Origin of the sequence: Oceanospirillum sanctuarii, from assembly GCF_002150805.1 — a bacterium.
GTDB lineage: Bacteria > Pseudomonadota > Gammaproteobacteria > Pseudomonadales > Halomonadaceae > Oceanospirillum > Oceanospirillum sanctuarii.
Genome location: NZ_MTBA01000001.1, coordinates 672,779 through 696,961, shown reverse-complemented (window position 1 = coordinate 696,961; position 24,183 = coordinate 672,779). Strand labels below are relative to the sequence as shown.

Sequence of the window (24,183 nt, the reverse complement as noted above, 5' to 3'; positions counted from 1 at the left end):
CACGGAACAGAAAGAAAACGCTGATCAAGCCTTTAAATGATCAAACCTTTAAAAAACTTGACCTCGCCAACAGCGTTTACACGGCTAAACCGTGATAAAGACAGTTCAGCTAGGTCTAGATCAATTCAGTTCAGTTCAGTAAAAAAACAGCAAGAAGAGTTTAGGGTAACGCGAGTATCAGCCAAAGCAGACACACTAATCCTGTAGCACCATAAAAATCGGTAAACAGGCTTAGTTGTTCATGATGGCGAATACTCCGGAAGGGATGGAACAATGTGAAGATCAGGAAAACAGAAACAAGAGAGTGTTTGTTTCCTGAGTGGCGCTGTTTTCTCTGGGGCTCTTTTTTCTAAGGTCGGCTATTGGATCAAAATTATCGGGCTTTAGCAAATAACGACATATTAGTTGGTAAGACAGTTAAAGGGCCAATGATAGTTCTTAGGGGAACGACGAAGCACTTTCCCATGGGAAAGCTAAACATCCTCTGCCTGCGGAACTGAATTCCCAGCAGCATTCGCCACGCCAAAAGGCACATGCACCATCGCCAGATTTCGGGCGTTGAGATGACTGGTCTGGTCATCGAAGAACAGGTGCGGTCTGAAAATATCAAGAATACGGCTCTTATCCATTCCGCCCAGAAAGAAGGTTTCGTTGGGAGAAACGCCCCAACTTTCCAGCGTCGTTATCACCCGTTCATGGGTTGGCGCGCTTCGGGCGGTGATAATCGAGGTTCTCAGCACCCGCTCATAGTTTGGATCTTTACTCAGCTCCGCTTCTTCCAGAGCTTGTAGGGCAGCGAGTTTTCGGAACAGGTCGGCTAAAGGGCCGGGATTATGCACCCTGTTCTGGTTCTGCTGTTCGTATTCCTGAAACTTCTCCAGACCATCGGCTTTGAAAACCGCTTCTGATTCGTCATCCGCCAAAACTCCGTCAAAGTCGAAAGCGATACGCAGCTCTGAATCTGAGCTGTCGTCTTTCACCTTGGAGGGCAATACCAAGCCAGCGGGATAGCTTGCTACAACCGCTGATCGAACATCGGTCTCGTTGCCGGAGAGAAACAAAGACGCGTTAAAAGCCGGAATATAGGAAAATGGCGAGGCACCGCTGACAAAGGCTGCTCTGGAGATTCCAAGGCCATAATGCTCAATCGAGCGAAATACCCGTTTGCCCGTGGCAGGCGAGTTTCGGGACAGTAAAACAACCTCAACCGGTTGCTCAGTGGGGAAACGCTGGTTAAAGCTCAGAAAACGCCGGATGAAAGGAAAGGCCACGCCCCGTTTCAGAACCTTGTTCAGGTTCTGTTCCTGAAACTGCTTGTAGGCGGCTGGCCCCTGCTCCCGAAAGACCTGATCGGACTCGGACAGGTCAAACAGAGCGCTGGAGGAAACCGCAATCACCAGCTTATCTTCAATGGGAAATGGCATCTGAATTCCTTTCAGTGGGTAAAGCTTTCAATGGGTAAAAAAGTGTTATTCCGTAAGAATACCTTATGTTCCGCTGAACAGATTAGCGACAGCGGTCGGGTTCGACCCGAAGAAGAGGTGCAGATAGGTAGCGGTAAGTCCTTTATCCCGATAGATCGCTTCTCCCGGAGCCGGGTGACGCTGTCGGCGGCCATGAGCAAGCGGCTCAGGCGTGTTATGACTCAAAGATTTGTGGTGTGCATGACCACGAATATCCCCTTCTGGAAGTGGTGCGGTTTGCATGCCCTGACAGCCCCGCTTACCGCGCATCGCCCCTTCTCCGCCGATCAACCCCAACATAGGATAGGTGTTCTCATCCAGATCTGTCAGGGTGTCGAGGCAGTACAGAAAGCCTCCGCATTCCGCCAGTATCGGTTTGCCGGACTGATGAAAAGCTTTGATCTGATTAGCCAGTGAAAGGTTCTCTGACAGGGTTTTAGCATGCAGCTCCGGATAGCCTCCGGGGAACCACAAACCATCCGCCTCAGGCAGTTCAGTATCCTTAAGCGGCGAGAAAAAGCAGTAATCGGCACCCAACTGTTGCAGCAGGCGCAGATTGGAGTCATAGATAAAGCTGAAAGCGGCATCTTTGGCTACGGCGATCATCTTACCCTGAAGGGGCTTTTCTTTTAGAGCGGAATCCTGCACCTGTTCTTCCGTTGGGTAGAAGTTTACCGCAGCTGGCAGATCCAGAATTTTCTGGCCTTTAAGCAGTGATGCTCCGTAGTTCATCCGGACTTCCAGCTCGTCAGCCACCTCTTCCGCCTGAACCAGTCCCAGATGACGCTCAGGCAGTGACATCTGCTCATCCTGAGCCAGAGTGGCCAGAATCGGAAAGCTTTCCGGTAAGGCTTCTTCAATCAGCTCACGATGGCGCTCACTGGCACAGCCATTAGCAATAAGACCGGCAAACTGTAACGCAGGTCGATAGCCGGCAAGGCCAACCGCCATGGCACCAGCAGTCTGAGCCATGCCTTTTACGTCCATCACCAGAGCCAGGGGAATCCCAAAGCGTTCCGCCAGATCAGCACTGGATGGCGTGCCATCAAACAGCCCCATCACCCCTTCGACCAGAATCAGATCGGCCTCTTTGGCAGCATTAAACAGCATCTGCTGGCAGTAATCTTCACCGGCCATCCACATATCCAACTGCTCAACCGGCTCACCGGAGGCCTGGCTCAGAATCTGAGGGTCCAGATAATCTGGGCCTGTTTTAAAGACACGAACCACTTTGCCCTGTAGACGATAAGCCCGGGCAATAGCAGCGGTAATGGTGGTTTTACCGCAGCCGGAATGCGGTGCTGCGATGAAAAGTGCCGGACATTGAACGGCAGAATCTGGATGGGAAGATGGCATGAAAATCGTAATCTCGATAAAGAAAAACCTCAAAAAAGAGGCTGTTAGCATTAGCCGCTTAGTTTGAGGTTATCTGTAATCGGGATCAACACTTTTACCGGGGCTTCTGTATAAAACGGTTCTATGCAGTTCTCTGTAAATAATGCCTATTCGAAAAGTGCGCAGAAAGTTACTAGGAGAACTCGCTTTCGGCCTTGTTCATCACAGTGCCTTTTACAGAAGAACAACCGGCAATCCGGTTTGGTTTCTTAAGTGCGTTAGCCAGTGCGGTCTGAACCTGATCAAACCAGTGTTTCACGCTCAGGGCCTCTGTGGTCTGCAGGCAATATCCGGTATAGATACGGATATCTAATTCAGTGCCTTTGTAAGCGTATGGGCGCGCTAGTTCACTATGCAGGGTTTCTACCCTGTCGATCAGAGCAGCCTCATCAAGAGGATGCTTCAGGATGCAACCTAACTGAGTTCCGCCGATGCGGGCAGCGGTTTCCTGATTATACAAAGCGAGGGTCAGCCGTTGTGAGACCTCTTTCAGCATCAGATCACCGGTATCGTGGCCAAATTCCCGATTAATGCTTTTGATACCGTGAATTGAGAAGATGATCAGCGCAGTTGCATTGGCCTTAGTATCTGAGCTTTTGGATTCATGGCTTCTGATATGTTGTCTCAACCGGTATTCAAACAGAGAACGGTTGGCGAGTCCTGTCAGGTGGTCAAAGTGCGCCATCTGACGGATCTGTTTCTTCTGCTCTTCCTGAGCTTTTACATTGGCGGATTCAGCATCTTTCTGTTGCTGAATCAGGCTGTTGGTGCCGATCATGCGAACTGGCTGACCTTCAGCATCGGTCGCAACAACACAACCTCGGGACTCGATCCAGACCCACTCCCCTTTTGCGTTACGCATGCGCTGCTGAATAACAAAAGGAGCTTTCTCTTCGAGACAACGCTGAATATCGGCTAATACACGTTGCCGGTCATCGGCCTGATAGATTTCAGTCATGAAATCCGTGGTCACCTCACTGTGCAGATAACCCAGCATTTCACAACAGTTACTGTCCCAAAAAACTTCGTTTTTCTCACAGTTCCATTCCCATACACCGGTTTTTAACTGGCTGTTAATCAGATCCTGTAGCTGACCTGTACCATGGGAATGGATCTGATCTGTGGGCAGATTTATCTCACTGCAGCTGATCAGAATCTGACCGGAGTTGATCTGAACCGGACGGGCGTGAATCAGCACCCAACGACTTTTGCCTCCGATTTTATCCCTTAGTTCCAGCAGCTGGCGTTCAACATTGTGTTGCAGAAGCTGAGCCTGTATCGGCGCAAAACCAGCATAGGTAAGCGGGATTCCTCGGTCATCAAAAAAGCTTACGTAAGGAGAGTCCAGTGCCTCGCTGATAGACTTTCCGATCTCAAGCCCCAGAATACGACTGAAACTGGTATTGGCCTGAATGATACGGTTGTCGCTGTCTACCAGAGCCATTCCCAGCTCACTTTGGTATGTGATCTGACCTAAATCGGATATTAAATTACTGGAGGCATTCTTTTTGCTGTTCAGGGATTTTTTCTGCACATCCTGGCAGTGTTTAACAATCATCATGACCTGATTGTTGGGGAAAGGCAGAAGGCGGATCGCCAGTTTGCCTGGTTGAATGCCTGACGATCTTAGCACCAGAGAACGAGCCTGTTGCTCACTCATCACAATCTGAGCTTCAGAAATAACGGTATGACGCTGTGGACGGGATAGTGGCAGCTGGGTTTTGGTCATTTCGCCATTGGCAAACGTGGTATCCAGAGGCGTTATCTGCCCGTTGCTACTGATAAGCGCGGAATAGTTAACCGGAGTATCCAGTTCAAGGCGTGTCTGATCTCTGTGAAGTTTGACCAACCAAAGAGCCAGCGCAATACCTGAAAGCAGGCTGAAAGCGACGGCAATCCAAAGATAAAAGAACATAACAGGCCTTTAAATTCTTATTCTGAGGTAATTGTAAGGTTAAGCGCTAAAGGTAGCAGGACTATCCTTAACTCCTCAGGTAGAAACAAGGCTATATGATTGAAGATGACAGAATAAGTTTCTGAAATGTTACATTGCTGATGAAGTTAGCCATGTCGTTATTGTTATCCCCAGAACATAGCGCTCCGCCTGTTATCCGGGTTGGGCCATATAGTTTTGCCAGATCTGAATGACTTGCTGAAACAGGCGTGGTGCATCAAAGGGCTTTTCGATAAAACCGATAACCCCGGCCAGAGCAGAACTTCTGACTTTAAGGTCTTCTAATCGCGCGGACATGATGATGGCGGGAATGGAAGGCATTGAACGGTCATTTTGTAGCTCAGCGAGGAAATCGAGCCCATTCTGATCCGGTAGCATCCTGTCCAGCAACATCAGCTGAGGTGGCATCTGCTGGATCAGTTTTTTGGCACTGGCAGAATCTTCCGCAAACCGGCAGCAGATATCGCTTTGCTCTGCTGCAACTAACTCCAGTATGAAGCGGATATCCGGATCATCCTCGACACAAAGAACATCAAGCATCATGTGATAACTCCTGAGTGGCCGGTGATTTGGCCTCTGCCAGTTCAAAGTAAAAATAGCTGCCCTGTCCTTCGATAGAGTTAAATGCAAGCGTACCGCCCATGGCTTTGATCAGCTCATTGGATATCGAAAGCCCGAGACCGCTGCCTGCCCGCTGTTTTTTATAGCCTTGTTCGGCCTGAGCAAAGCGCTGGAAAATATAGGGTTTGAAAGCATTGGGGATACCCTGCCCCCGGTCCGCAACACCGATTCTGACCTGACTCTCCAACTTGGAGAGATCGACAAAGACCTCACCTCCCTCATCAGAAAATTTAATCGCGTTGGACAACAGGTTGGTCAGCACCTGTTTAAAGCGATCCGGGTCGACTTTCGCCAACAGAAACTGATCCGGCTGACGATATTGAACGGTGATCTTTTGTTCGGCGGCATAAGGAGTGATCTCTTCCAGCACCTGATCAATCAAAAAGCTCAGATCATAAACATCTGTAACTAATCTTAGCTCTCCTTTGGTGATGGCAGCCAAATCCAGCAGATCCGAGATTAGCAGTGCCGCTCGGTCAGTGTTACGACTGGCGATATCCAGCAAACGATCCTGAACCGGTGTGTCCGGTTTGATAAAGGCTAAAGCGCCTTTGATAGATGTGAGAGGCGTTCTCAGCTCATGACTGATGGTTGCCAGAAACTCGTCCTTGTTTTTTTCCTGCAGCTCACGTTCTCTGAGCAGCTCGTTAAAGGTGGCAACCAAGGGCTGAAACTCGGGCTCATCCGGGGCAAGAATAGGCTTAGTGGTGTTCTTTTCCCGCATTCTGGCCTGAAGCTGAGTGATGATATCCTGCAGCGGCGTCATGTGCTTTTTAATGCTGATATGCAGCAAAGCAGCCAGTAATAACAAGACCAGCACCAATACACAGCTAAAAGTGATCAGCGCCTTGTAGATATGCTCAAGTGCCTTTTTCTCCGGGGTCAGACTGATATACAGCCAACCCATCGGTGAGAAATAGCCCTTGGTATAAACCCAGACCCGCCCGGACAGATCTTTTGCCCGTCCCTGTTGGTCAGGCATTTTCTGAATTTTATGCAGCAGAGCCCCCTGAGGATGCTGCGTCAGAGGACTGAGAATCGTCTGTTTGTCGATCACCTCGATTAGTTTCTGCTGTTGGCCATCCAGAAGAAATGACAAGGTGTGCGTATGCCGGTTACCGGCACTATGCAATGCGTAGCTGGGGACATCCTGAGTGGTAAAAGGCTTTCTGGCGGTCAGAATCCCTACCAGATCGCCCTGCGAGTTAAGAATTGGGGCATGGAAGTCGATCGCAACCGGATTATTCGTAGAGCGCGGACCAATGGGTTCACTGATGAAGGCAGGACTTTTGATAACATGGTTGATATAGGGCTTACGGCTGTAATCAGCTCCCAGCCGCCCCGGCTTGCGGGGAAGATCAGCAACAACGGTTCCACCGGTTGTGATCACAAGCTGTTCTGAGAAATAGTAACGGCCTGATGAGTGCCCCAGTTCATGGATCAACTCGTCTGTAGACAACAATTGATTATCCCGGGTTAACTGAAGAGCCTGGTTTTCAAGCAGCCGCTGATCGTGTTTGAAGGAAGCATCGAGATGATTAAGAATATGCTCCACTTCATGCTGGTTGCTGTGCCAGAACTCTTTCAGCATCTCCCGTCCCACCAGCAGATGGATAATCAGTACGGCAAAGCCAACCGCAATAAAAAAGCCGGCAACGAGACTTAACTGAATTTTGTTGGTAAGTGTCAGTGATTTCACTTTGTAAAAGCCTGATGCTCAGACTGCATCATCTGATGAAGGTCTTTCAGATGTTTGCTTAAGATGGCTTGAACGTCATTTTGAGTGTGTCTGTTTATACCGGCCTGAGACAGGTTTTGTTGCCAGTCAAGGGCCGTGCTTTCAGCTTCCTTCGCATGTGCTGATAAGAGGTTAAAGCCGTAGAGTCCTGCGGCACCAGAAAGCTTGTGCAGAAACTCAATCAGTCCCCCAAGACAGCTCTCATTGATAAGGGGCTGGTTTGGCGGAAAGATAGACTCCAACGCCTTAATGCGCAGTTCAAGGCGTTGTCGAAAGTGTGCCTGCAGCTCTTCTGGTGTCATTTCGTTGACCTGTTTTATGTCCGAACATGATATTCATCATGTTGGTTAATTATCGTACTGCCGTAGGATTGAGTTCTGACTGGGAAACTATACTATATGCCCGTTTTTGTTTCTAAAACAAAAGGTTATCCCTTTGCGACGAATTGCCATAATTGAAGATGATCCGGATCAGAGCTTTATTATTGCTCAATGGCTGAAAAGCTATGGCTATCAGTGTGAGGCTTTTAATTCGGCTGAGGCTTTTCTTGAGTCGCCACTAAGGCTATCTGATTTTGTCCTGATTCTGCTGGATTGGCAGTTACCGGGGCTTTCCGGCCTTGAACTGCTGAAAAAGATTGTTCATCAGGCCCCTCCTATTTTGTTTATCACCTCAAGTGGGCGTGACGAGCAGTTAGCTGAAGCTCTGCACTCGGGCGCTGACGATTTTCTGATCAAACCAGTCAGTAAAACTGTTCTTTTAGCCCGAATCCATGCAGTAACTCGCCGTCATCAGCAACCGCTGAATCGTCTGGAGATCAGTGATAAAAGCCTTCAGATTGGTAGCCAATCGGTGCCCTTGTCGAAAAAAGAGTTTCTTCTGATGGAGGCCCTTTATCAGAACCTGGGGAAAGCGATTCCCCGATCTGATCTGATTGAGACGATCTGGGGAGCTGAGCCGGATAATACCCGCTCACTGGATGTTCTGGTCAGCCGGGTGCGTAAAAAGATTGTTCAGGCTGATCTCAATGAGCTGCTGGAGATTCAGAATCTCTATGGCACAGGCTATAAGCTTCAGATCCACTGAATTGGGCTTTATTTTTCCTGATTCGTTTTCCCTCAGACTTGATATTTCTATATGTGACTTCCCCAACATCGCGACAAAAAAGGGAGTTTTCTGAATGAAAACTCCCTCTAATATCGGTACGGAACTTAAGAATAGTGCTGGCAGGAGAAAAGTGCTGGCAGGTTTTGGTAAGCCTCTCTTCTGAACGGCTATACCTTGAACTCAGAAACGACCTGATACAGATGGTCAGCTTCTTCTGATATTTCATGACTGGCTTCAGCGTTATGTCTTACGGATGCCGCTGCCGCCTCGGTAATATCCCGTACATTGATCACGTTTTGACCGACTTCGTTGGCGACGCAACTCTGCTCTTCAATCGCCGCCGCAATTTGTGCCGCACGATCAGAAATGTGTGTTACATCCTGTGTGATCCCGCGCAGAGCTTCATCTGCAAAGACGGCTTGTTCACGGCTGTTAATCCCCTCTTCTCTTGAATGGGTAATGAGGGAAACTATGCTGTCCGTTTTATTCTGCAGAGAGCCTATGATGCCTGATATTTCGTGGGTCGCATCACTGGTACGCCCAGCAAGCGCGCGTACTTCATCTGCTACCACTGCAAAGCCTCTTCCCTGTTCACCTGCACGGGCAGCCTCAATCGCAGCGTTCAGAGCCAGCAGGTTGGTTTGTTCTGCAATCTCCTGAATCACATTCAGTACGTTGCCAATTGTCTGACTTTGCTGGGACAGCTCGTTAACAGAGTCTGCAGAGCCTTCCAGACGGTCGGACATGCTGTGGATGTTGTTAATGATAACCTGAACCTTTTTCTGGCTGTTCAGGGCATCGTTATGGGTTGTCTGGGCATTTTCCGCCATAGATTCAGTATTACGGGCGACTTCTTCGATGGTTGAAACCATCTCGGTTACCGCTGCGGCGATCTGGTCTGTTTCAGACAGTTGGCGTTGCAGCTCTGCAGATGTGCTGTTGGCATTGGCCGAAAGCTGTTCGGTGCGTTCGTTCATCTTGATCACCGCACGATTAACCTGTGTGATCACCTTCTGGAAGCCTTCCAGCATTACATTTAGCGTCTGTGCCATTTGGCTGATCTCATCATTCCCCTGATGATGTACTCGCAGACTCAGGTCACGATGGGTATCGATATTACGAATATCCTGCTGAATTTTCTGAATCGGCAGAAATACAGAGCGGCCAATAAAGTATGAGATCAGCAGAATGATTCCCATCAGGGAGATAAACAGCAGAATCCCCATCATTCTGGCATGTTGCAGATTAGCATCCAGTTCGGTCTGAATTTTTTCAAGGGTTGGGCCCAACAGAGTTTCAACCTGATGAACGCTCTCCCGCATCTGACTTTGCAGACCGGAATAGCTATCAAGTCCAAGTTTTTGATTCGCTGCAACATAGGCTCTGAACTGGGTTTCATAAGCCATTAATGCTTTTAGCACGGAGGAATCTGTAGTACTAAATTCAAGGTCAGACTTCAGGTCTGCAATACCCTGATCAAACTTAACGGCATACTTCATATCAAGACGAAGCATAAAGTCTTTTTCATGGCGGCGAAGCTGCAGCAGATCGATCAGGGTGTCTTTATCGTTATCAGCCACAAGTAACTTTTCTGCCTCGTGGATGCTGGAGCGAAGTTGTCCGCGTAGGCCTGAATTGTGGTCTAAGCCGATCTCTTCTTTAGCCTTTACGACGGCATGAAAGCGTGTCTGATAGTTTTTAAAACTCTGTTTAAAGCCGTCCAGTTCCGTGATGTTAAGGTCGTAGGCGTCGGACAGGTGCTTCAGTTGAACAACGACCTGATCAAGGTGGGCTGCTTTCTCGTCGAAGTGTTCAACATATTTGTGGTTATGACGAGTGATAAAGTCCTTTTCATCTTTCCGCATCTCAAGAATATCGGTCTGTAATTCCATTGCCAGCGCTTCGCCATGGCCGAGCTCTTCAATCTGTCCTGTGGTCCAGAATAGCAGAGAGAACATCGCCACCATGGCGATGGCAACAGCAGAGGTATTGAGCAAAAGTTTTTGTTTTATTGTCATCGATGAGTCCCTATTGATGCGGGGTAAACCATAGGAAGATCCTACAAAAATCAGGGATTAAGCATCGGATATTTGGTCGGTCGAGCACAGAGGGGTTTAGATTCTGACTAAATCTTTCACTGTTAAATATTACATTTTTATTACATTGCGTCAGACCTTAAGCTGACTTATGTAGTTGATGAAATTACTTCTCATTTCTTATGCTCGACAAACAGTTCTTACGCTTAAATACGAGTCTATGAACCTGGGATAAGCACAGATGTTAAAAAACAGATAGATAGAGGTACAATGCCTGTCTTTGGTCAATTGTTCGGTTTTCGATCAATTTGAAACTAAAAACTTCCCCAGGCTACTGAGAAGGCGCAGATTATGCCCCGCTATCGTTATGAGGCACTTGAGCAGGAACTGAAACAGCAGATACGCTCCGGCTATCTTAAAAGCGGGGATCGCCTGCCCTCAATCCGAAAGCTCTGTAGTCACTATGAGCTGTCCAAAGCCACTGTGCTGCATGCGCTGCACCGTCTTGAAGCGGATCGCTGGGTACAGGCTCAGCCAAAATCCGGTTATTTTGTGCGTTATCCTGAGCAGGAGCGGCCTAAGCCGATTCGGGTTGATACGCCTAAGGTGCCAGCGCCTGTCTCCGTTCCGGCAATTTTTCAGGACATCATGACCCGAAGTGCCGCCTTCGATATTCTGCCCGCTGCAGATCAGGAAGATGCCTCATCACAACTCATCGTGCTTAATCGCCTGATCAGCCGTCAGATGCGTCATAAGCCAGAACAGAAATCCGGTTATTACGATGAGCCTGCCGGTAAAGCATCCCTTCGGGCAGCCCTTTCCGACCAGTTTCGCTACCGGCAGTTAATGGTTTCTGCTGACGAGATTTGTATCACAACGGGATGCCAGCACAGTCTGTTTATTGCGTTGATGTCGACCTGCCAACCCGGGGATACCGTTGCCGTTGAATCACCGGCCTTTTATGGTGTGCTGCAGATCATGGAGCATCTGGGGCTGAATATTATCGAGATTTCATCAGATTCTGCTCATGGTCTGGATGTTGATGAACTGGCGGAAAAGTTGACACACTGGCCGATTAAAGCCTGTGTGGTGACACCGAATTTCGGAACCCCGGCAGGAGCCTGTCTGAGTGATGACTGCAGAAAACGCTTGTTGTCTTTGGCGACAGAGCATGACTTCTGGTTGATTGAAGATGATATTTACGGGGATCTGGCATTTTCATCCCCCTCTACCCGCCCCTTAAAGTCTCTGGATAATAGTGATGAACAGCGTGTCATTCTTTGCGGTTCTTTCTCAAAAAGTCTGTCCCGGGATTTGCGCCTGGGCTGGATCCTTGCCGGACCTTTGCATAACAAAGCGGTTCAGATGAAGCTGATTACCCAACTGGCCAGCCCTCAGGCGGTTCAGGAAGGATTGGCTCAGTTTATTTCAGAAGGACATTACCGGCGTCATTTGAATCAGTTCCGCTTAAAACTGCGGGAACAGAGAGATGAACTGATCAATCTGCTGGCGAATAACTGGGGAGACAGAGTCTTGTTCAGTCAGCCGGAAGGTGGTTTGTGTATCTGGGTTCAGTTACCGGAAAGCTGTGATAGTCAGAAAGCCTATCGATCCCTCAGGGAGCAAGGGATTCTGCTGACCCCGGGCACTCTGTTTTCAGCCCATGGGCTTTATAACAACTATCTTCGCCTGAGTTTTGCTCAGCCACTGACAGCGGATAGAAAAAAAGCGCTTTCGGTGCTTTTCGATACGCTGTTTGCCACTGAAGCCTAAGTATCCTCATAATCAAAGGATGCCATCAAGTCAGGGATTTCAAGAGGCCAGTGATCTCGACCGCCTAGGCTACGGCAAGAACCGCTATGAACATTCCGGTTGTTTGGGTTGCATTCCGTCCAGAGCCACAGCCCGAAACTCTTCAAGTTGATTGGCTTTTTGCCTGAGATCTTCATCGTTATCGGCGAAACGAGCAGCAATCGCGGTGAACTCCTGTTGGATCGCTTCAAAGTGTTTCACCAGAATCGGATCAAAATGGCTGCCACTGCCTTGCTTGATGATCTCAACGGCTTCCTCATGGGGCATGGGTTCTTTGTAGACCCGTCGACAGATCAGGGCGTCATAAACGTCCGCCAGCGCCATCAGTCGTGCGCATAGGGGAATATCCTCGCCTTTCAGACCTTCGGGATAACCACTGCCATCCCACTTTTCCTGATGGCTGTAGGCGATCTCTTTTGCGACTTTCAGGAAGTCCACTTCGATGCCTAACTGAGCTTCGGCATGTTCGATTGCATTGCGTCCCAACAGAGGGTGCCGCTTCATAATCTCAAATTCATCTTCCTCAAAAGGCCCCGGCTTAAGCAAAATACGATCAGGAATCCCTACCTTGCCGATATCATGCAGTGGTGCCGATTTGAACAGAATGTCGATGTATTGATCGGTCAGTAAGGTCTGGTACTGAGGCTCATCCCGGAGTTTTTCCGCCAGTGCGCGAACATAATACTGGGTTCGGCGAATATGGTTGCCGGTGTCAGAATCCCGTGTCTCCGCCAGAGAGGCCAGAACCATGATGGTCACATCCTGAACCTGGGTCACCTCCTGAGTTCTGCGACGTACCTCCTGTTCCAGAAACAGGTTTTTATCCCTAAGAAAATCCGCATGGGATTTGAGTTGCAGATGATTTTTAACCCGGGCCATAAGAATCGCCGGATTGACGGGTTTGGTCAGGTAATCTTCTGCACCGAGATCTAAACCATGGGCTTCATCTTCCGTTTCGGTTTTAGCGGTCAGAAAAATCACTGGAATGTGAGCGGTTTCAGGGTTGGCCTTAAGTTGCTCGCAGACTTCGTAGCCATCCATTTCGGGCATCATGATATCCAGCAAAATAAGATCCGGTTGCGGCTGCGTTGATGCGATCTCCAGCGCTTTTGCGCCCCTGTTGGATACTTTTATTCTGTACTGGTCTTTTAATAAACCGGACATCAATGTCAGGTTGTCAGGTGTGTCATCGACAACCAGAATGGTGGGTTTCTCGATCCAATGTCCGCCCGCTAATGTCATAAAACAACACTCCTATTGCCTCGGGTTACACCACAGGTCAGTCAGTTTTGCGGCGTCTGAAAATCCGATGAAAATAATCTGTCGTTAAAAACAGCTGCTGGCCAACAGGGCTTAATGATTCTGTTAGTCCGATAACCAGTGTTGAGTTGGCCTTCATCTGTTCGTGCAGATGAGCGACCAGTTCATCCTGCTGCTCTCTTTTAAGATAGATCATGAGGTTGCGGCAGGAGACCAAATCAAAGAGATGATCTGAATATTTGGTAAAGATATCTCCCTGAATAAAACGTACTTTTTCTTTAAGCAGGTTTTTGACCTGGTATTCATCACCAAGCCGATCAAAGTATCGATTCAGCAGCTCTTGCGGCAGTTCAGAGACTTTCTTAGCCGGATAACGCCCCTTTTCTGCGATCTGAAGTGCTTCACGGTTGAGATCTACGGCTGTGATCTCAACGGGGATTGTCAGCTCCAGTTGTCGGCAAAGCATCGCCAATGAATATGCCTCTTCGCCGGTTGCGCAACCCGCCACCAGAATTCTGAAGACTGCAGAGTCCTTGCCCAAGGCAATCTGCTCTCTTTTATGCGCTACCTGCGATGCAATGGCTGGTTTCAGACACTGGAAAACCTCGGCATCCCGAAAGAAGGATGACACGGAAACCAAGAGACACTGTTCAAGAATCTCAAGTTCACTGGGATGCTGTTGCAGATAATCCAGATACTCCGGTTGAGTGCTTTTATTGCCGACTTTACTTATGACCTGAGATTTACGTTTTTCCAGCCGTCTTAACAGGGTTTCCCGTTTATAGCCGGCAAAATCGATACCTGTGTGCTCAAAGATCAGCGCTGTAATCTGTTCTAACTCCCCGAAGTTGCCCTCATCGCAGGGGCTTAATCCCAGAGCCTTGTCTGATTGGAACGCTTTTGAGTCTGATTGGAGCGCTATTGAGTCAGAGCGGGACTTTCCTGTAAAAACATTGTTTTGTGCCTTTACTGCCGAAATGAGCTGAGTTTGATCCTTTCCATTCAGCGAGGGGGGCAGTATCCGGGAGGAATCGACGGTATGTGTTAATTGGTGAAGTTCGTGGGCAAGTTCGGCAATAGTGCCGACAAAGTCAGGCTTTACAGCATCTGCTGCAGATAAGGGCATAGAGTTATAGGCGGCTTCGGTTGGTGATTGCAGCCAGACTTCGCCTCCCGCCTGTTTGATAGCACGACAGCCCGATGCGCCGTCAGAACCTGCGCCGGAAAGAACAACGCCCAACAATCTGGCCCCGTACTGATCCGACAGTGAACGAAACAAGCGGTTTACGGAGGGGCTGGAATAGCTGTCATTGGAGGGAGTTTCCAGCATCAGGAGACCATCCAGTACAACCCCATCCTTCTCAGCAGGTAACAGGTAGAGGTGTCCTCCCTGAAGAGGCGTACTGGTTTTCGGGATCTGAGCGGGCCAAAGCCCCTCGCGATTTAGCAGGCTTAGAACCAGTTGAGCATGTTCATCTCTGGCCATGTGCTGTGCAATGATGACTGCAGTATCCGGGATAACCGGCAACGCCGAAAAAAGCGACAAAAAACCATCCAGTCCGCCTGCTGATGCGCCGATTCCTATCACCCGCTTTAGCGGTTCAGACTCTGTCTGGAGTGCTGTATCCCCGGATAATTGGGCGATTGTACTCATGCTCAGAACGGATGCTCCTGCAGAAACTCAAGGGCCTGATCAAAATCGAAGGCTTCAACCGCCCTGATCAGAGGTTTAAGTTTGCACGTTTCCTCAGGGCTAAGATGCTTTTGCAGATTTTCCAGATGTTCAATCGCCTCCGCATCGCTTTCTTTCAGTAAACGTACCAGTTCATCAAACTCCGCTTGTGCTTTGTGTCGCGGATAATCATCCCTTTGCTCTTTTTGATCGCCAGAGGCAAAGCGCGCTTCAATTCCGGAAATTACCTTGTTCAGTTCCGTTTCCATTTCTGCCAGTTGCGATTGGAACGTCTCATCATCAGGAGATAGCTCCAGACACAAGTGTTCCAGTGGAGCTGCCAGCTGATAGAGCTGTTCAGCCCCTATGGTGGCAGCGGTTCCCTTCAGGGTATGCAGGTAGCGCCCCGCTGCTGTCTGGTCCGGGTCATTACAGGCCGCTTCAAAGTTCTCCCTAAACGCTTTCTGGCTTTCGTAGAACATGATCAGCATACGCTGATAGAGTTCAGCGTCCTGAATCATGTTGTTCAGACCCAGTTCTGTATTGATGCCATAAAGGCCGGAAAATGGGTTCGGGGTGTTTTCAGTGTTATCCGCCCGTTTAGTCCATTTGGCTATCAGGCGATACATCAGGTCAACATCGATAGGCTTGCCCAGATGATCGTTCATTCCAGCTTCAAGTACCTTTTCTTTGTCGCCGCTCATGGCGTTCGCGGTCATGGCGATAATGGGCAATTGCGCCAGCTCCGTGGTGCTTCTGATCTGTCTTGTGGCTTCGTAGCCATCCATAACCGGCATCTGACAATCCATCAGCACCAGATCAAATGCTGTATCCTCTTGCAGCCTATTGAGGGCTTCCTGACCATTGTTCGCTAATTCAACATCCATACCGCCCTGTCGCAACAGCTCCAGCGCCAGCTCCTGGTTCATCGGGTTGTCTTCCACCAGCAGGATACGTTTACCTGACAAATCGATATCGGATGCGGTCGCCTGCTGCTGAGTCTCTGCTTCCAGAACGACACCTTTATCCAGAGCATGTCCTATCGCCTCCAGCAGGTTAGATGCCGTCACAGGTTTGGTCATCACTGCAGCAAACTTCACCTGATGCGCCTTAGCCGTTGCCAGCGCTTCTTCCCTGTTATAGCCGGTAATCATGATGGCTGGTGGGCATTGAATATCGCTATTCTCCTTCAGAGCTTTCAGAGTCTGCACCCCATCCTGCTCTGGCATTTTCCAGTCGATCAACAGCAGATCAAAGGTGTCTCCGGCAAGAATGCGTTTTTCAGCCTCGAGGCCGCAGCTGACGATGTCCGGCTTCATGCCAAAGCTCTGAATCAGGCGAGCGATAATCTCGCCCGCAGAGGGGTTATCATCGACGACGAGTACGCGAAGATCCTTCAGCTCATCCGACCGGTACATGCGCCGTGGCAGTGGGTTACTCTGCAGTCGGAAACGTGCAGTGAAATGGAAACTGGTTCCTTTACCGTATTCACTTTCCACCCAGATCTCGCCATCCATCAGTTCCACCAGCTTTTTACAGATCACAAGACCCAAGCCGGTGCCACCGTATTTACGGGTTGTTGAAGCGTCGGCCTGACTGAAGCTTTTGAACAGCTTGCCGAGCTGTTCTTCTGTCATCCCAATACCGGTATCACGGACTTCAAAATGCAACTCGACTTCATTATCGACCACCTGACGTTCCGAAATACTGATAACAATCTCGCCCTGTTCGGTGAATTTAACCGCATTATTAGCAAGATTCGTCAGGATTTGCCCCAACTTAAGAGGGTCGCCAATTAATGCTGAGGGTAATTCCGGCCGGGTGTTAAAGAGAAGTTCAAGTCCCTTCTCCTCTGTTTTGATGGCCAATAGATTGGCCAGATGATCCATCACATCATCCAGATGGAATTCTGTTGCCTCAAGGGACATTTTACCGGCTTCGATTTTGGAGAAATCCAGAATCTCATTGATGATGCCCAGAAGGTTTTCTCCCGCGCTGTGGACTTTCTCCACGTAGTTACGCTGCTGGCTGTCGAGATTGGTTTGCAGAGCCAGATGCGACATTCCTATGATCGCATTCATGGGGGTTCGTATCTCATGGCTCATATTGGCCAGAAAATCACTTTTCGCCTGAGTGGCTTCTTCTGCCAGCTCTTTGGCTTTAAGCATCTCTCTTTCAGCGGCTTTGCGCTCGGTAATATCCCTGACACTGACAATCAGATTAGGCTTGCCCTTCAGAGTGATGGGAACCAGAGTGATCTCGCAGGGTACCTCCTTCCCTTTCGCTGTGAGGTGCAACCAGTCGAATCGATAAGGCTCACTTTGCGAAAGTGCGTTTGCCACATGGTTTTTGCCTTTTTCGCTGGATAACTCGCCATCCGGCTGATACTTCGGTGACAGATCAATAGGCCCGCATTTCAGCAGGGCATCAAGATCATCAAAACCATAAATTTCAGCGGCACGTTTGTTTGCATGAATGAAGCCTCTGTCCGGGCTTAGGACTAATAGGCCATCGCTGGAGTTCTCAAAATAGGCATTAACCTTCTCTTCCGACTCTTTACGCTCAGAGATGTCCTCCAGCATCCACACAGTACCTTTGGACAGATCACTGGAGTCGATCGCCCGACTGCTGAGGTGGCACCAGAACAAGGTGCCGTCACTGCGCATCAGCTGTTGCTCGCGTTGGTGCACCTCTCCCCTTGCCAGTTCACCATAGGCTACACCGCCCAGTTCATAAGCTTCTTCATTCGGGTACCAGGCACGGGTATTCTGACCGATCAGTTTCTCGTGAGGACAGTTAAAAAGCTCCGCCAGCTTGCTGTTCGCCCGCTGCACAACGCGATTTTTCAACAATACGATGGCAAGGGTGGCGGACTCAAAAATTGCCGCTTGTTCTTCAGCGGCGTCGCTCAGAGCCATTTCGGCCTGTTTGCGCTCCGTAATATCCCGATACACCACTACCGCACCGGTCAGATGGTTATTGGAGAACACAGGGCTTGCGGAATACTCCACGGGTAACGCGAGCTGATTTTTTTTCCAGAGCACCTCATCGTCGCTACTGCGGGGTTCACCATCCTGTGTAGTCCGGTAGATTGCGGTCTCATCAATCGCCTGCGGATTACCATTGGCATCAGCGAACTGCAGAAGACGACTAAAAGGTTGACCAAGGAATTCCGCCTCGTCATAACCCAGACTTTCGTATGCTGCGGGATTGGCAAAGGTGATATTACCGTCACGATCCAAACCGACGATACCGCTTTTAACCGCTTCCAGAATCTGACGGCTGCGCTCCTCTGCAGCTTTAATCTCGCGCTGCTGAGCTTCCATCTCAACGGTCTGTTCTTCCAGTTGTGCGGCCTGACGCTCCATTTTGTCTGCCTGATGCTGGCTTTCTTCCAGCAGCTGACGGGTTCTCTGACTGCGCTCCAGAATTTCAAGGTTCATCGCCAGAATCGGCATTAAGCCTTCCATAAAGGCCTGTTCTACCTCACCAAAGCGCACGAAGCTGGCCAGCTCAATCACCGCCAGTAGACGACCATTGTGGGATACCGGATACACCGCGATATTGGCCGGTTTGCCCTCGCCCAAACCAGAACTGATGGTGAGATAACCCTCCGGTGGGTTGGTGATAATGATGACTTCCCGCTCCAGAGCGCACTGACCTACCAGCCCCTCACCGGGTTTAAGGCGGGTATTAAGTTGTTTACGCTCTTTAAAGGCATAGCCGCCGATCAGTTGTAGCTGTTCAGTATCTTCATCAAACAGATAAAACACGCCTTGTCCCAGATGAATCAGGGGCGCTAGAAGTTTCAGAAAGAGTTGAGACAGTTCACGGACATCTTCCAGTTGCTGCAGCTGGGTACTGATCTCTGAAATATGGGTTTTGATCCAACGCTGGTTTTCAATCTCGTGCAGTTCTGCTTTCAGATATTCCGCGTGACCGAGCAGTTGGCCGATCTCATCGGGAAACTGGGACTTATCCGGCAGCGTCTGATGCCCCCGTTTGAGCAGTGACTCCATAACATGGCCGACAACGCGAAGAGGTTTACGTACCCCTCGGATCGTAATACGGGAAAACAGATAACCTATCAGCATCATCACCGCAAACAGGCTGGCGATGACCACTTGTGCATCTTTGTGGGAGGCTTCAGAGATAGCCTTAGCCTCTTCGTTAATGGTGCTTTGACGACTGTTCAATTGATTAAGCAGCTCATCCAATTGACGCAGATACATTTTGATGCCAAGGGGCTTGTTAAAAAGTCCTTCAGCTTCTGTCATTCGGTTCTGATCAGAAAGGGCCAGAAACTGAGACATCTGTTGCCGGTACAGCCCAAACTGTTGGTTAAAGGTGTTGAATGCCGTCTGCATCTCAGGGTGCAGTAATGGCTCAATATGACTCAGCTCTTTATCGATACCAGCCATCTGCTGAATCAACGCAGCAATCAGCTGACGTTTATCTTTGTCGTCACGGGTTTGCAGTAACTGATAGCTCTGAAGTTCTGCCTGCAGAATACCGGTATTAAGTTTCTGAATACCGGTGAGTATCTCCGCCTCTTTAACAGAAGTAGCCCGGTTTATGTTGTTCTGCGTGGTGAGCCACAGTGCGACACCGGCATAAGCAACAGACAGAACAAAAATAGCGGTGAAGATCCATGTCATCATGGATTTGAGGGATAAGCGGGACCAGTATGCCTTTAGGGTTTTCATGGCGGAGTCCTTGAGGTCTTCAGAAGATTGAGTTGTTATAGTTATGCATCAAAGATACATTAAATAGGTATAAATAGAAGCTTATATTTGCATTCGCTGAAGTAAATCCATATCTCTTAAGCGTAGCAGCGACAGCTGGATTTGAGGTGCAATACTAGGGTCAGAAATGATCCTTTGATTAGCTTTGTTTCTTGCCAGTCGATATAACTACAGATAACGCATCTCAGCTTGGAACTTTCTGTATAGCTGGGATGTCTTAGTGATCGGAAAATGACAAAAGTCCGTAAAACCGTCCTGAAAATGGTAACGAAGGCCTTGGCGGTAATAAAAATTAAAATCCATAAAAAAAGTAGCCCTAAACAGAAACGTAAAACATAGAGACGTCTTATGAAGGCTATCAGGCTGCAAATAATGAAGAAGGAGTCTGATGATGAAATTTAAAGAACTGAAAAAACTAATCCGTAGCGGTGCAGAGCTGGAAGCAGAAATCGTAACCCACGCGACACATAGCCAATACGGCATCCGCATCCAGACCGGTGACGAGTCTCACCGTTTGCTGAACTGGCGTAATCGCCCTTTGATTTTCCGTAGTCTGGATCAGGCTCGACAGGCATTGGCTCAGGCCGGCGTTAAACAAGCCACTCTAATCCAGCATGTTGCCCATGATGAAGTGATTGGTCGAGTTGCCACCTATGACGAACCGCATCTGGCACGTATCCCGATGTCAGCGTAACTGCTGGTCGTTATCCTCTGATAGAATCCCTCCATCTGGAGGGATTTTTGTTTTATGCCCTCCTCTCAGCTCTTTAACTTTTGATCTAATAAGCTCACAAGACTGATTATCTGATGAAAAAACTGATTCCATGAAAGTTGCGGTTCGCTCTCTGTGTGAGTTTGCCGCCCGCAGCGGCAGTCTTGAGTTTCGCTATACTCCTTCGCCAACCGCCGAGGAAGGTATTCGCGGTCATCAGAAGCTACAAAAACGGCGACTAAAAGCCTGTGACAGGGATACGGACTATGAAGCGGAATATCTGTTGGAAGGTCACATCGGTGAGATAGAGCTTAAAGGCCGTGCCGATGGCTATCTGTCGTCTGATACCTCGGCTGACAGCAGTTTCATACCTCTGTTAGAAGAGATCAAAACCCATCGCGGGGATCTGGAACGTCTTGGTGAAGGACAGCGCCAGCTGCATCTGGCTCAGCTTAAGGTCTACGGGGCACTACTTTGCCTGAGAGACAACCTCTCTGCAGTCAGATTACGGCTGGTCTATTACGATATCGACCGTGATCAGGAATCACCGGATGAAAGCCTCTGGCAGGCTCAGGTATTGATCGCATTCGCAGAAGACCTCTGTCATCAGTATGCAAATTGGCACCGGCAGGAGACAGAGCACCGTTTACAGCGTGATAGCGCCTTACAGCAACTGGCATTCCCCTACCCCGAATTTCGTCCGTTTCAAAGGGAGCTGAGTGAAGCCGTCTATAAAGGCATCTTCACGCGTCGGCAGTTATTACTGGAAGCACCCACGGGGCTTGGAAAAACCTTAGGCGTTAGTTTTCCCGCCCTCAAAGCGATGGTCAAATGCGGGATGGATCGCCTGTTTCTGCTCTCATCCCGCACCACTGGCCGTCAGTTGTTTATGGATGCCCTGAAACAGCTGTCCGGCTATAAACCTTCAGATCAGAAAAACACAGATCGAAAAAATACAGACCGGGAAAAGCCGGAGCAGGCTTTGGGTGCAGCTACACAGAATGCCCCGCTCCTGCCTGTTCGCATATTGGAACTGAGCGCCAAGGAAAAATCCTGTGAACATCCGGACAAAGCCTGTCATGGGGATTCCTGCCCTTTAGCGGAGGGCTTTTTCGATCGCCTGCCTCACGCCAGACAAGCCGCAGCGCAAACCTATTGGTTGGATCAGCATGAAATCCGCCGTATCGCCCTAGAGCATGAGATTTGTCCCTATTATCTGGCTCAGGAGATGGCACGTTGGTCTGATCTGGTGGTCGGGGATGTTAATCACTATTTTGACCGTCAGGCGATACTGTTCAGCCTGAGCCAACAGAACGATTGGAAAGTTGTGCCTTTGGTGGATGAAGCCCACAACCTGATTGATCGGGCGCGGGGCATGTACTCTGCTCAGCTGGATCGCGCTCACTTCAGCAGAGCTTTAAAAGACAGTAAGACCGCTCAATCAGTGCCCGAGCCCCTGAAAAAGCCGATTCAGGCGGTACAACAGGGCTGGCGCAAGCTGATCGCAGAAGAAGCCGCTGACCATTTGGATGACACCGGAAGTCTGGCTTCGGATCAAACGCTTTCCAATAAAACGGTTTCGGTCAACCTTGATCAGGTGCCGGAGCAGCTGAACGGCTATCTGCATCAGCTGGTAACGGACATTACCGACTACCTGGCCGATTCTATGAAAGAACACCAGCCATTCCATCGGCAAACACAGCTATTAGGCTATGGAGAAGCACAACCACCAGCCAGCTCAGAGCAGATACTTCAACAGCTATTGTTCGATACGCTAGGCTTTCTCAAGCTGGCCGAACTGTTTGACCAACACTCCCTCTGTACATTGGAACTTGCAAAGGGCAACCCCAGGTTTCGTGAGCCGAAAATCAAAGCCGCGTTAAAGATTCAGAACCTGATTCCGGCGGATTTCCTGCGGGAGCGTTTCAACAGGGCTTATGCCACCGTACTGTTCTCAGCCACCCTTAACCCTGCTGAGTACTATCGGGACTTGCTGGGTATGGCGGGTAGTCAGGTTGCAGCTTCAGCTGTTACAGAATCAGAGCCAAATCAAGAGTCAGATCAGGGGCCAGTTATAAGGACTGTTAGTGAGCCACCGAGGGAAGCACTATGGCTTTCCCTGCCCGGTCCTTTTCAGCGTCATCAGCTGGATCTGAGACGGGTTCCCATTAGCACACGGTTCCGGGACAGAAATCGTTCCGTACCGCCAATATGTCAGCGGATTGCAGCACAATATCGACAGAAGCCCGGCAACTATCTGGTTTACCTGAGTAGCTTCAGTTATCTGCAGCAGCTAGAGAAGGGGCTCACAGAGTTGTACCCAGAGATACCACTGCAGGTGCAATCTGCAGGTATGAAAGAAGCTGATCGCCAGCATTTTATTGATCGCTTTCGCAATGAGCAGGGTTTAGTGGGGCTCGCGGTATTAGGCGGGGCTTTCTCCGAAGGGATCGACCTGCCCGGTGATGCGCTGATCGGCGTTTTTGTCGCTACCCTTGGCTTACCGCCCTACGACGACTTCCATGAAACCCTGTCGCAACGACTGGAACAGCGTTTTGGCGATGGCTACCGTTATACCTACCTCTACCCCGGCCTGCGTAAGGTGATACAAGCTGCAGGGCGCTTAATACGGTCACCGGAAGATACAGGCGTGATTGAACTGATTGACGACCGCTTTATGCAGCCGGAAGTTCAGGCACTGATGCCGGATTGGTGGCACCGATAAAGACGACCCCAGCCTGACGCCAGGTACCCGGTTGTGGAATGGCTCAGGGATAGTTATGTTAGTAAGAAAGTGACTATCAGGCTTCTTATGCGCTTAATCACACTCTACAAAGTTTCAGGTTATGTTCGGGCGCTCGCAGCTCTAGGCGTTAGTTTAATGCTGTTTATCCTCTTTTCCTCCCATGCTCTGGCTGAAGCCGAACGAGTTCGGGTCGGTTTAACCACGACCGATTACAGTCCCTACTGGAAAGTCACACCGGATAAGATTGAAGGTTTAGTAGTCGATAGCCTCTACCGTTTTTTTGACGGATCACAATATCAGTTGGAAATTGTCCCGGTTCCCCGCAAGCGCATCGATCAGTCTTTTGAAAAGGGTGAGATCGACCTCAGAGTCAGCGATATCCGATGGATGTCTGGCAGTCGCCCCTATAAGGCAAGTGATGTTTTTATGCCTCTGGAGGATGTTTACTGGAGCCGAAATATTATGTACCTGCCCCATCCTGCCAAAGTCTGTGCGGTTCTTGGTTTTATCTATTCTGCAGAATTTGACCGTAAGATCGCTGATGGCAGCTTTATCCGCGTAAATGTCACTCACCCCACCCAATCTTTTCAGATGCTGGCTTATGAGCGTTGCGATCTGGCAATCTCTGACAGTCGGCTTGGAGCCTATATCGTTAAGCGGGATCGGCTTGAAGGCAAGGTAAAGAAACTCAACTGGCAGGATCGCAGCTGGCAACTGCGCTTTATCGCCCAGCCGAATGAAAAGGGTGAAGCATTGGTTCGTTTTATTAACCAGAAAATCACTAGACTCAAAGATTAGGTTTCCTGATTTTACACTCTGTTAAAAGTTGTCAGCTGAAGGCCGAGTCGATGTTATCTCCCCGAATGCTATGGTAGTTTTACGCTGCGGATTCAGCCTACTTCTTCATGGGATAACTTTATTA

General features: G+C 49.4%; 15 protein-coding genes. 5 read left to right on the top strand and 10 right to left on the bottom strand.

Features of this window, described 5'->3' with window-relative positions:
* Nucleotides 1–473 precede the first annotated feature (473 nt).
* From BV405_RS02900 to BV405_RS02875, 6 genes are all read right to left on the bottom strand, one after another.
* A complete protein-coding gene (locus tag BV405_RS02900) occupies nt 474–1,424 on the bottom strand; it encodes a 5'-nucleotidase (RefSeq protein ID WP_086479332.1) in 951 nt (316 codons plus the stop codon).
* Between the two features lie 63 nt (nt 1,425–1,487).
* Nucleotides 1,488–2,819, bottom strand: coding sequence for a cobyrinic acid a,c-diamide synthase CobB (locus BV405_RS02895; RefSeq protein WP_086479331.1), 1,332 nt, complete (start codon nt 2,817–2,819; stop codon nt 1,488–1,490).
* A gap of 172 nt (nt 2,820–2,991) precedes the next feature.
* Complete coding sequence (locus BV405_RS02890) at nt 2,992–4,773, bottom strand: diguanylate cyclase domain-containing protein (RefSeq protein ID WP_086479330.1); 1,782 nt, start codon at nt 4,771–4,773, stop codon at nt 2,992–2,994.
* 192 nt (nt 4,774–4,965) lie between these two features.
* Complete coding sequence (locus tag BV405_RS02885) at nt 4,966–5,355, bottom strand: response regulator (protein WP_086479329.1); 390 nt, start codon at nt 5,353–5,355, stop codon at nt 4,966–4,968.
* Complete coding sequence (locus tag BV405_RS02880) at nt 5,345–7,132, bottom strand: ATP-binding protein (RefSeq protein WP_086479328.1); 1,788 nt, start codon at nt 7,130–7,132, stop codon at nt 5,345–5,347. The genes BV405_RS02885 and BV405_RS02880 overlap by 11 nt, the downstream gene beginning before the upstream one ends.
* Nucleotides 7,129–7,473, bottom strand: a complete 345-nt coding sequence (locus tag BV405_RS02875) for an Hpt domain-containing protein (protein WP_086479327.1) — start codon at nt 7,471–7,473, stop codon at nt 7,129–7,131. The genes BV405_RS02880 and BV405_RS02875 overlap by 4 nt, the downstream gene beginning before the upstream one ends.
* 133 nt (nt 7,474–7,606) lie before the next feature.
* Between BV405_RS02875 and BV405_RS02870 the strand changes: the two genes are divergently transcribed.
* Nucleotides 7,607–8,257, top strand: a complete 651-nt coding sequence (locus BV405_RS02870) for a response regulator transcription factor (protein ID WP_140054446.1) — start codon at nt 7,607–7,609, stop codon at nt 8,255–8,257.
* 188 nt (nt 8,258–8,445) lie between these two features.
* On the opposite strand, the gene BV405_RS02865 is transcribed toward BV405_RS02870, so the two are convergent.
* Nucleotides 8,446–10,296 carry a methyl-accepting chemotaxis protein gene (locus BV405_RS02865; protein ID WP_086479325.1) on the bottom strand — a complete coding sequence of 617 codons (1,851 nt, stop codon included), beginning with the start codon at nt 10,294–10,296 and terminating at the stop codon, nt 8,446–8,448.
* A 369-nt stretch (nt 10,297–10,665) separates the two neighbouring features.
* On the opposite strand from BV405_RS02865, the gene BV405_RS02860 reads away from it, so the two are divergent.
* Nucleotides 10,666–12,087, top strand: coding sequence for an aminotransferase-like domain-containing protein (locus tag BV405_RS02860; RefSeq protein WP_086479324.1), 1,422 nt, complete (start codon nt 10,666–10,668; stop codon nt 12,085–12,087).
* Between the two features lie 84 nt (nt 12,088–12,171).
* Here the strand turns inward: BV405_RS02860 and BV405_RS02855 are convergent, their stop codons facing one another.
* Genes BV405_RS02855 through BV405_RS02845 form a run of 3 tightly spaced genes read right to left on the bottom strand, consistent with a single transcriptional unit; the run spans nt 12,172 to nt 19,764 of the window.
* The gene (locus tag BV405_RS02855) at nt 12,172–13,368 is read right to left on the bottom strand and encodes a response regulator (protein ID WP_086479323.1); all 1,197 of its coding nucleotides are present in this window, start codon (nt 13,366–13,368) and stop codon (nt 12,172–12,174) included.
* Between the two features lie 37 nt (nt 13,369–13,405).
* A complete protein-coding gene (locus BV405_RS02850) occupies nt 13,406–15,040 on the bottom strand; it encodes a CheR family methyltransferase (protein WP_086479322.1) in 1,635 nt (544 codons plus the stop codon).
* Nucleotides 15,041–15,042: 2 nt separating this feature from the next.
* Nucleotides 15,043–19,764 (bottom strand): response regulator, encoded by a 4,722-nt coding sequence (locus BV405_RS02845; protein WP_086479321.1) that lies wholly within the window; start codon nt 19,762–19,764, stop codon nt 15,043–15,045.
* A gap of 430 nt (nt 19,765–20,194) precedes the next feature.
* Between BV405_RS02845 and BV405_RS02840 the strand changes: the two genes are divergently transcribed.
* The 3 genes from BV405_RS02840 to BV405_RS02830 all read left to right on the top strand — a co-directional run bounded on the left by BV405_RS02840 (nt 20,195) and on the right by BV405_RS02830 (nt 24,059).
* Nucleotides 20,195–20,497, top strand: coding sequence for a DUF6482 family protein (locus tag BV405_RS02840; protein ID WP_086479320.1), 303 nt, complete (start codon nt 20,195–20,197; stop codon nt 20,495–20,497).
* A gap of 130 nt (nt 20,498–20,627) precedes the next feature.
* Nucleotides 20,628–23,240: an ATP-dependent DNA helicase gene (locus BV405_RS02835; protein ID WP_086479319.1), complete on the top strand. Its 2,613-nt coding sequence runs from the start codon at nt 20,628–20,630 to the stop codon at nt 23,238–23,240.
* Between the two features lie 156 nt (nt 23,241–23,396).
* Nucleotides 23,397–24,059, top strand: coding sequence for a substrate-binding periplasmic protein (locus BV405_RS02830; protein WP_140054442.1), 663 nt, complete (start codon nt 23,397–23,399; stop codon nt 24,057–24,059).
* Nucleotides 24,060–24,183 lie beyond the last annotated feature (124 nt).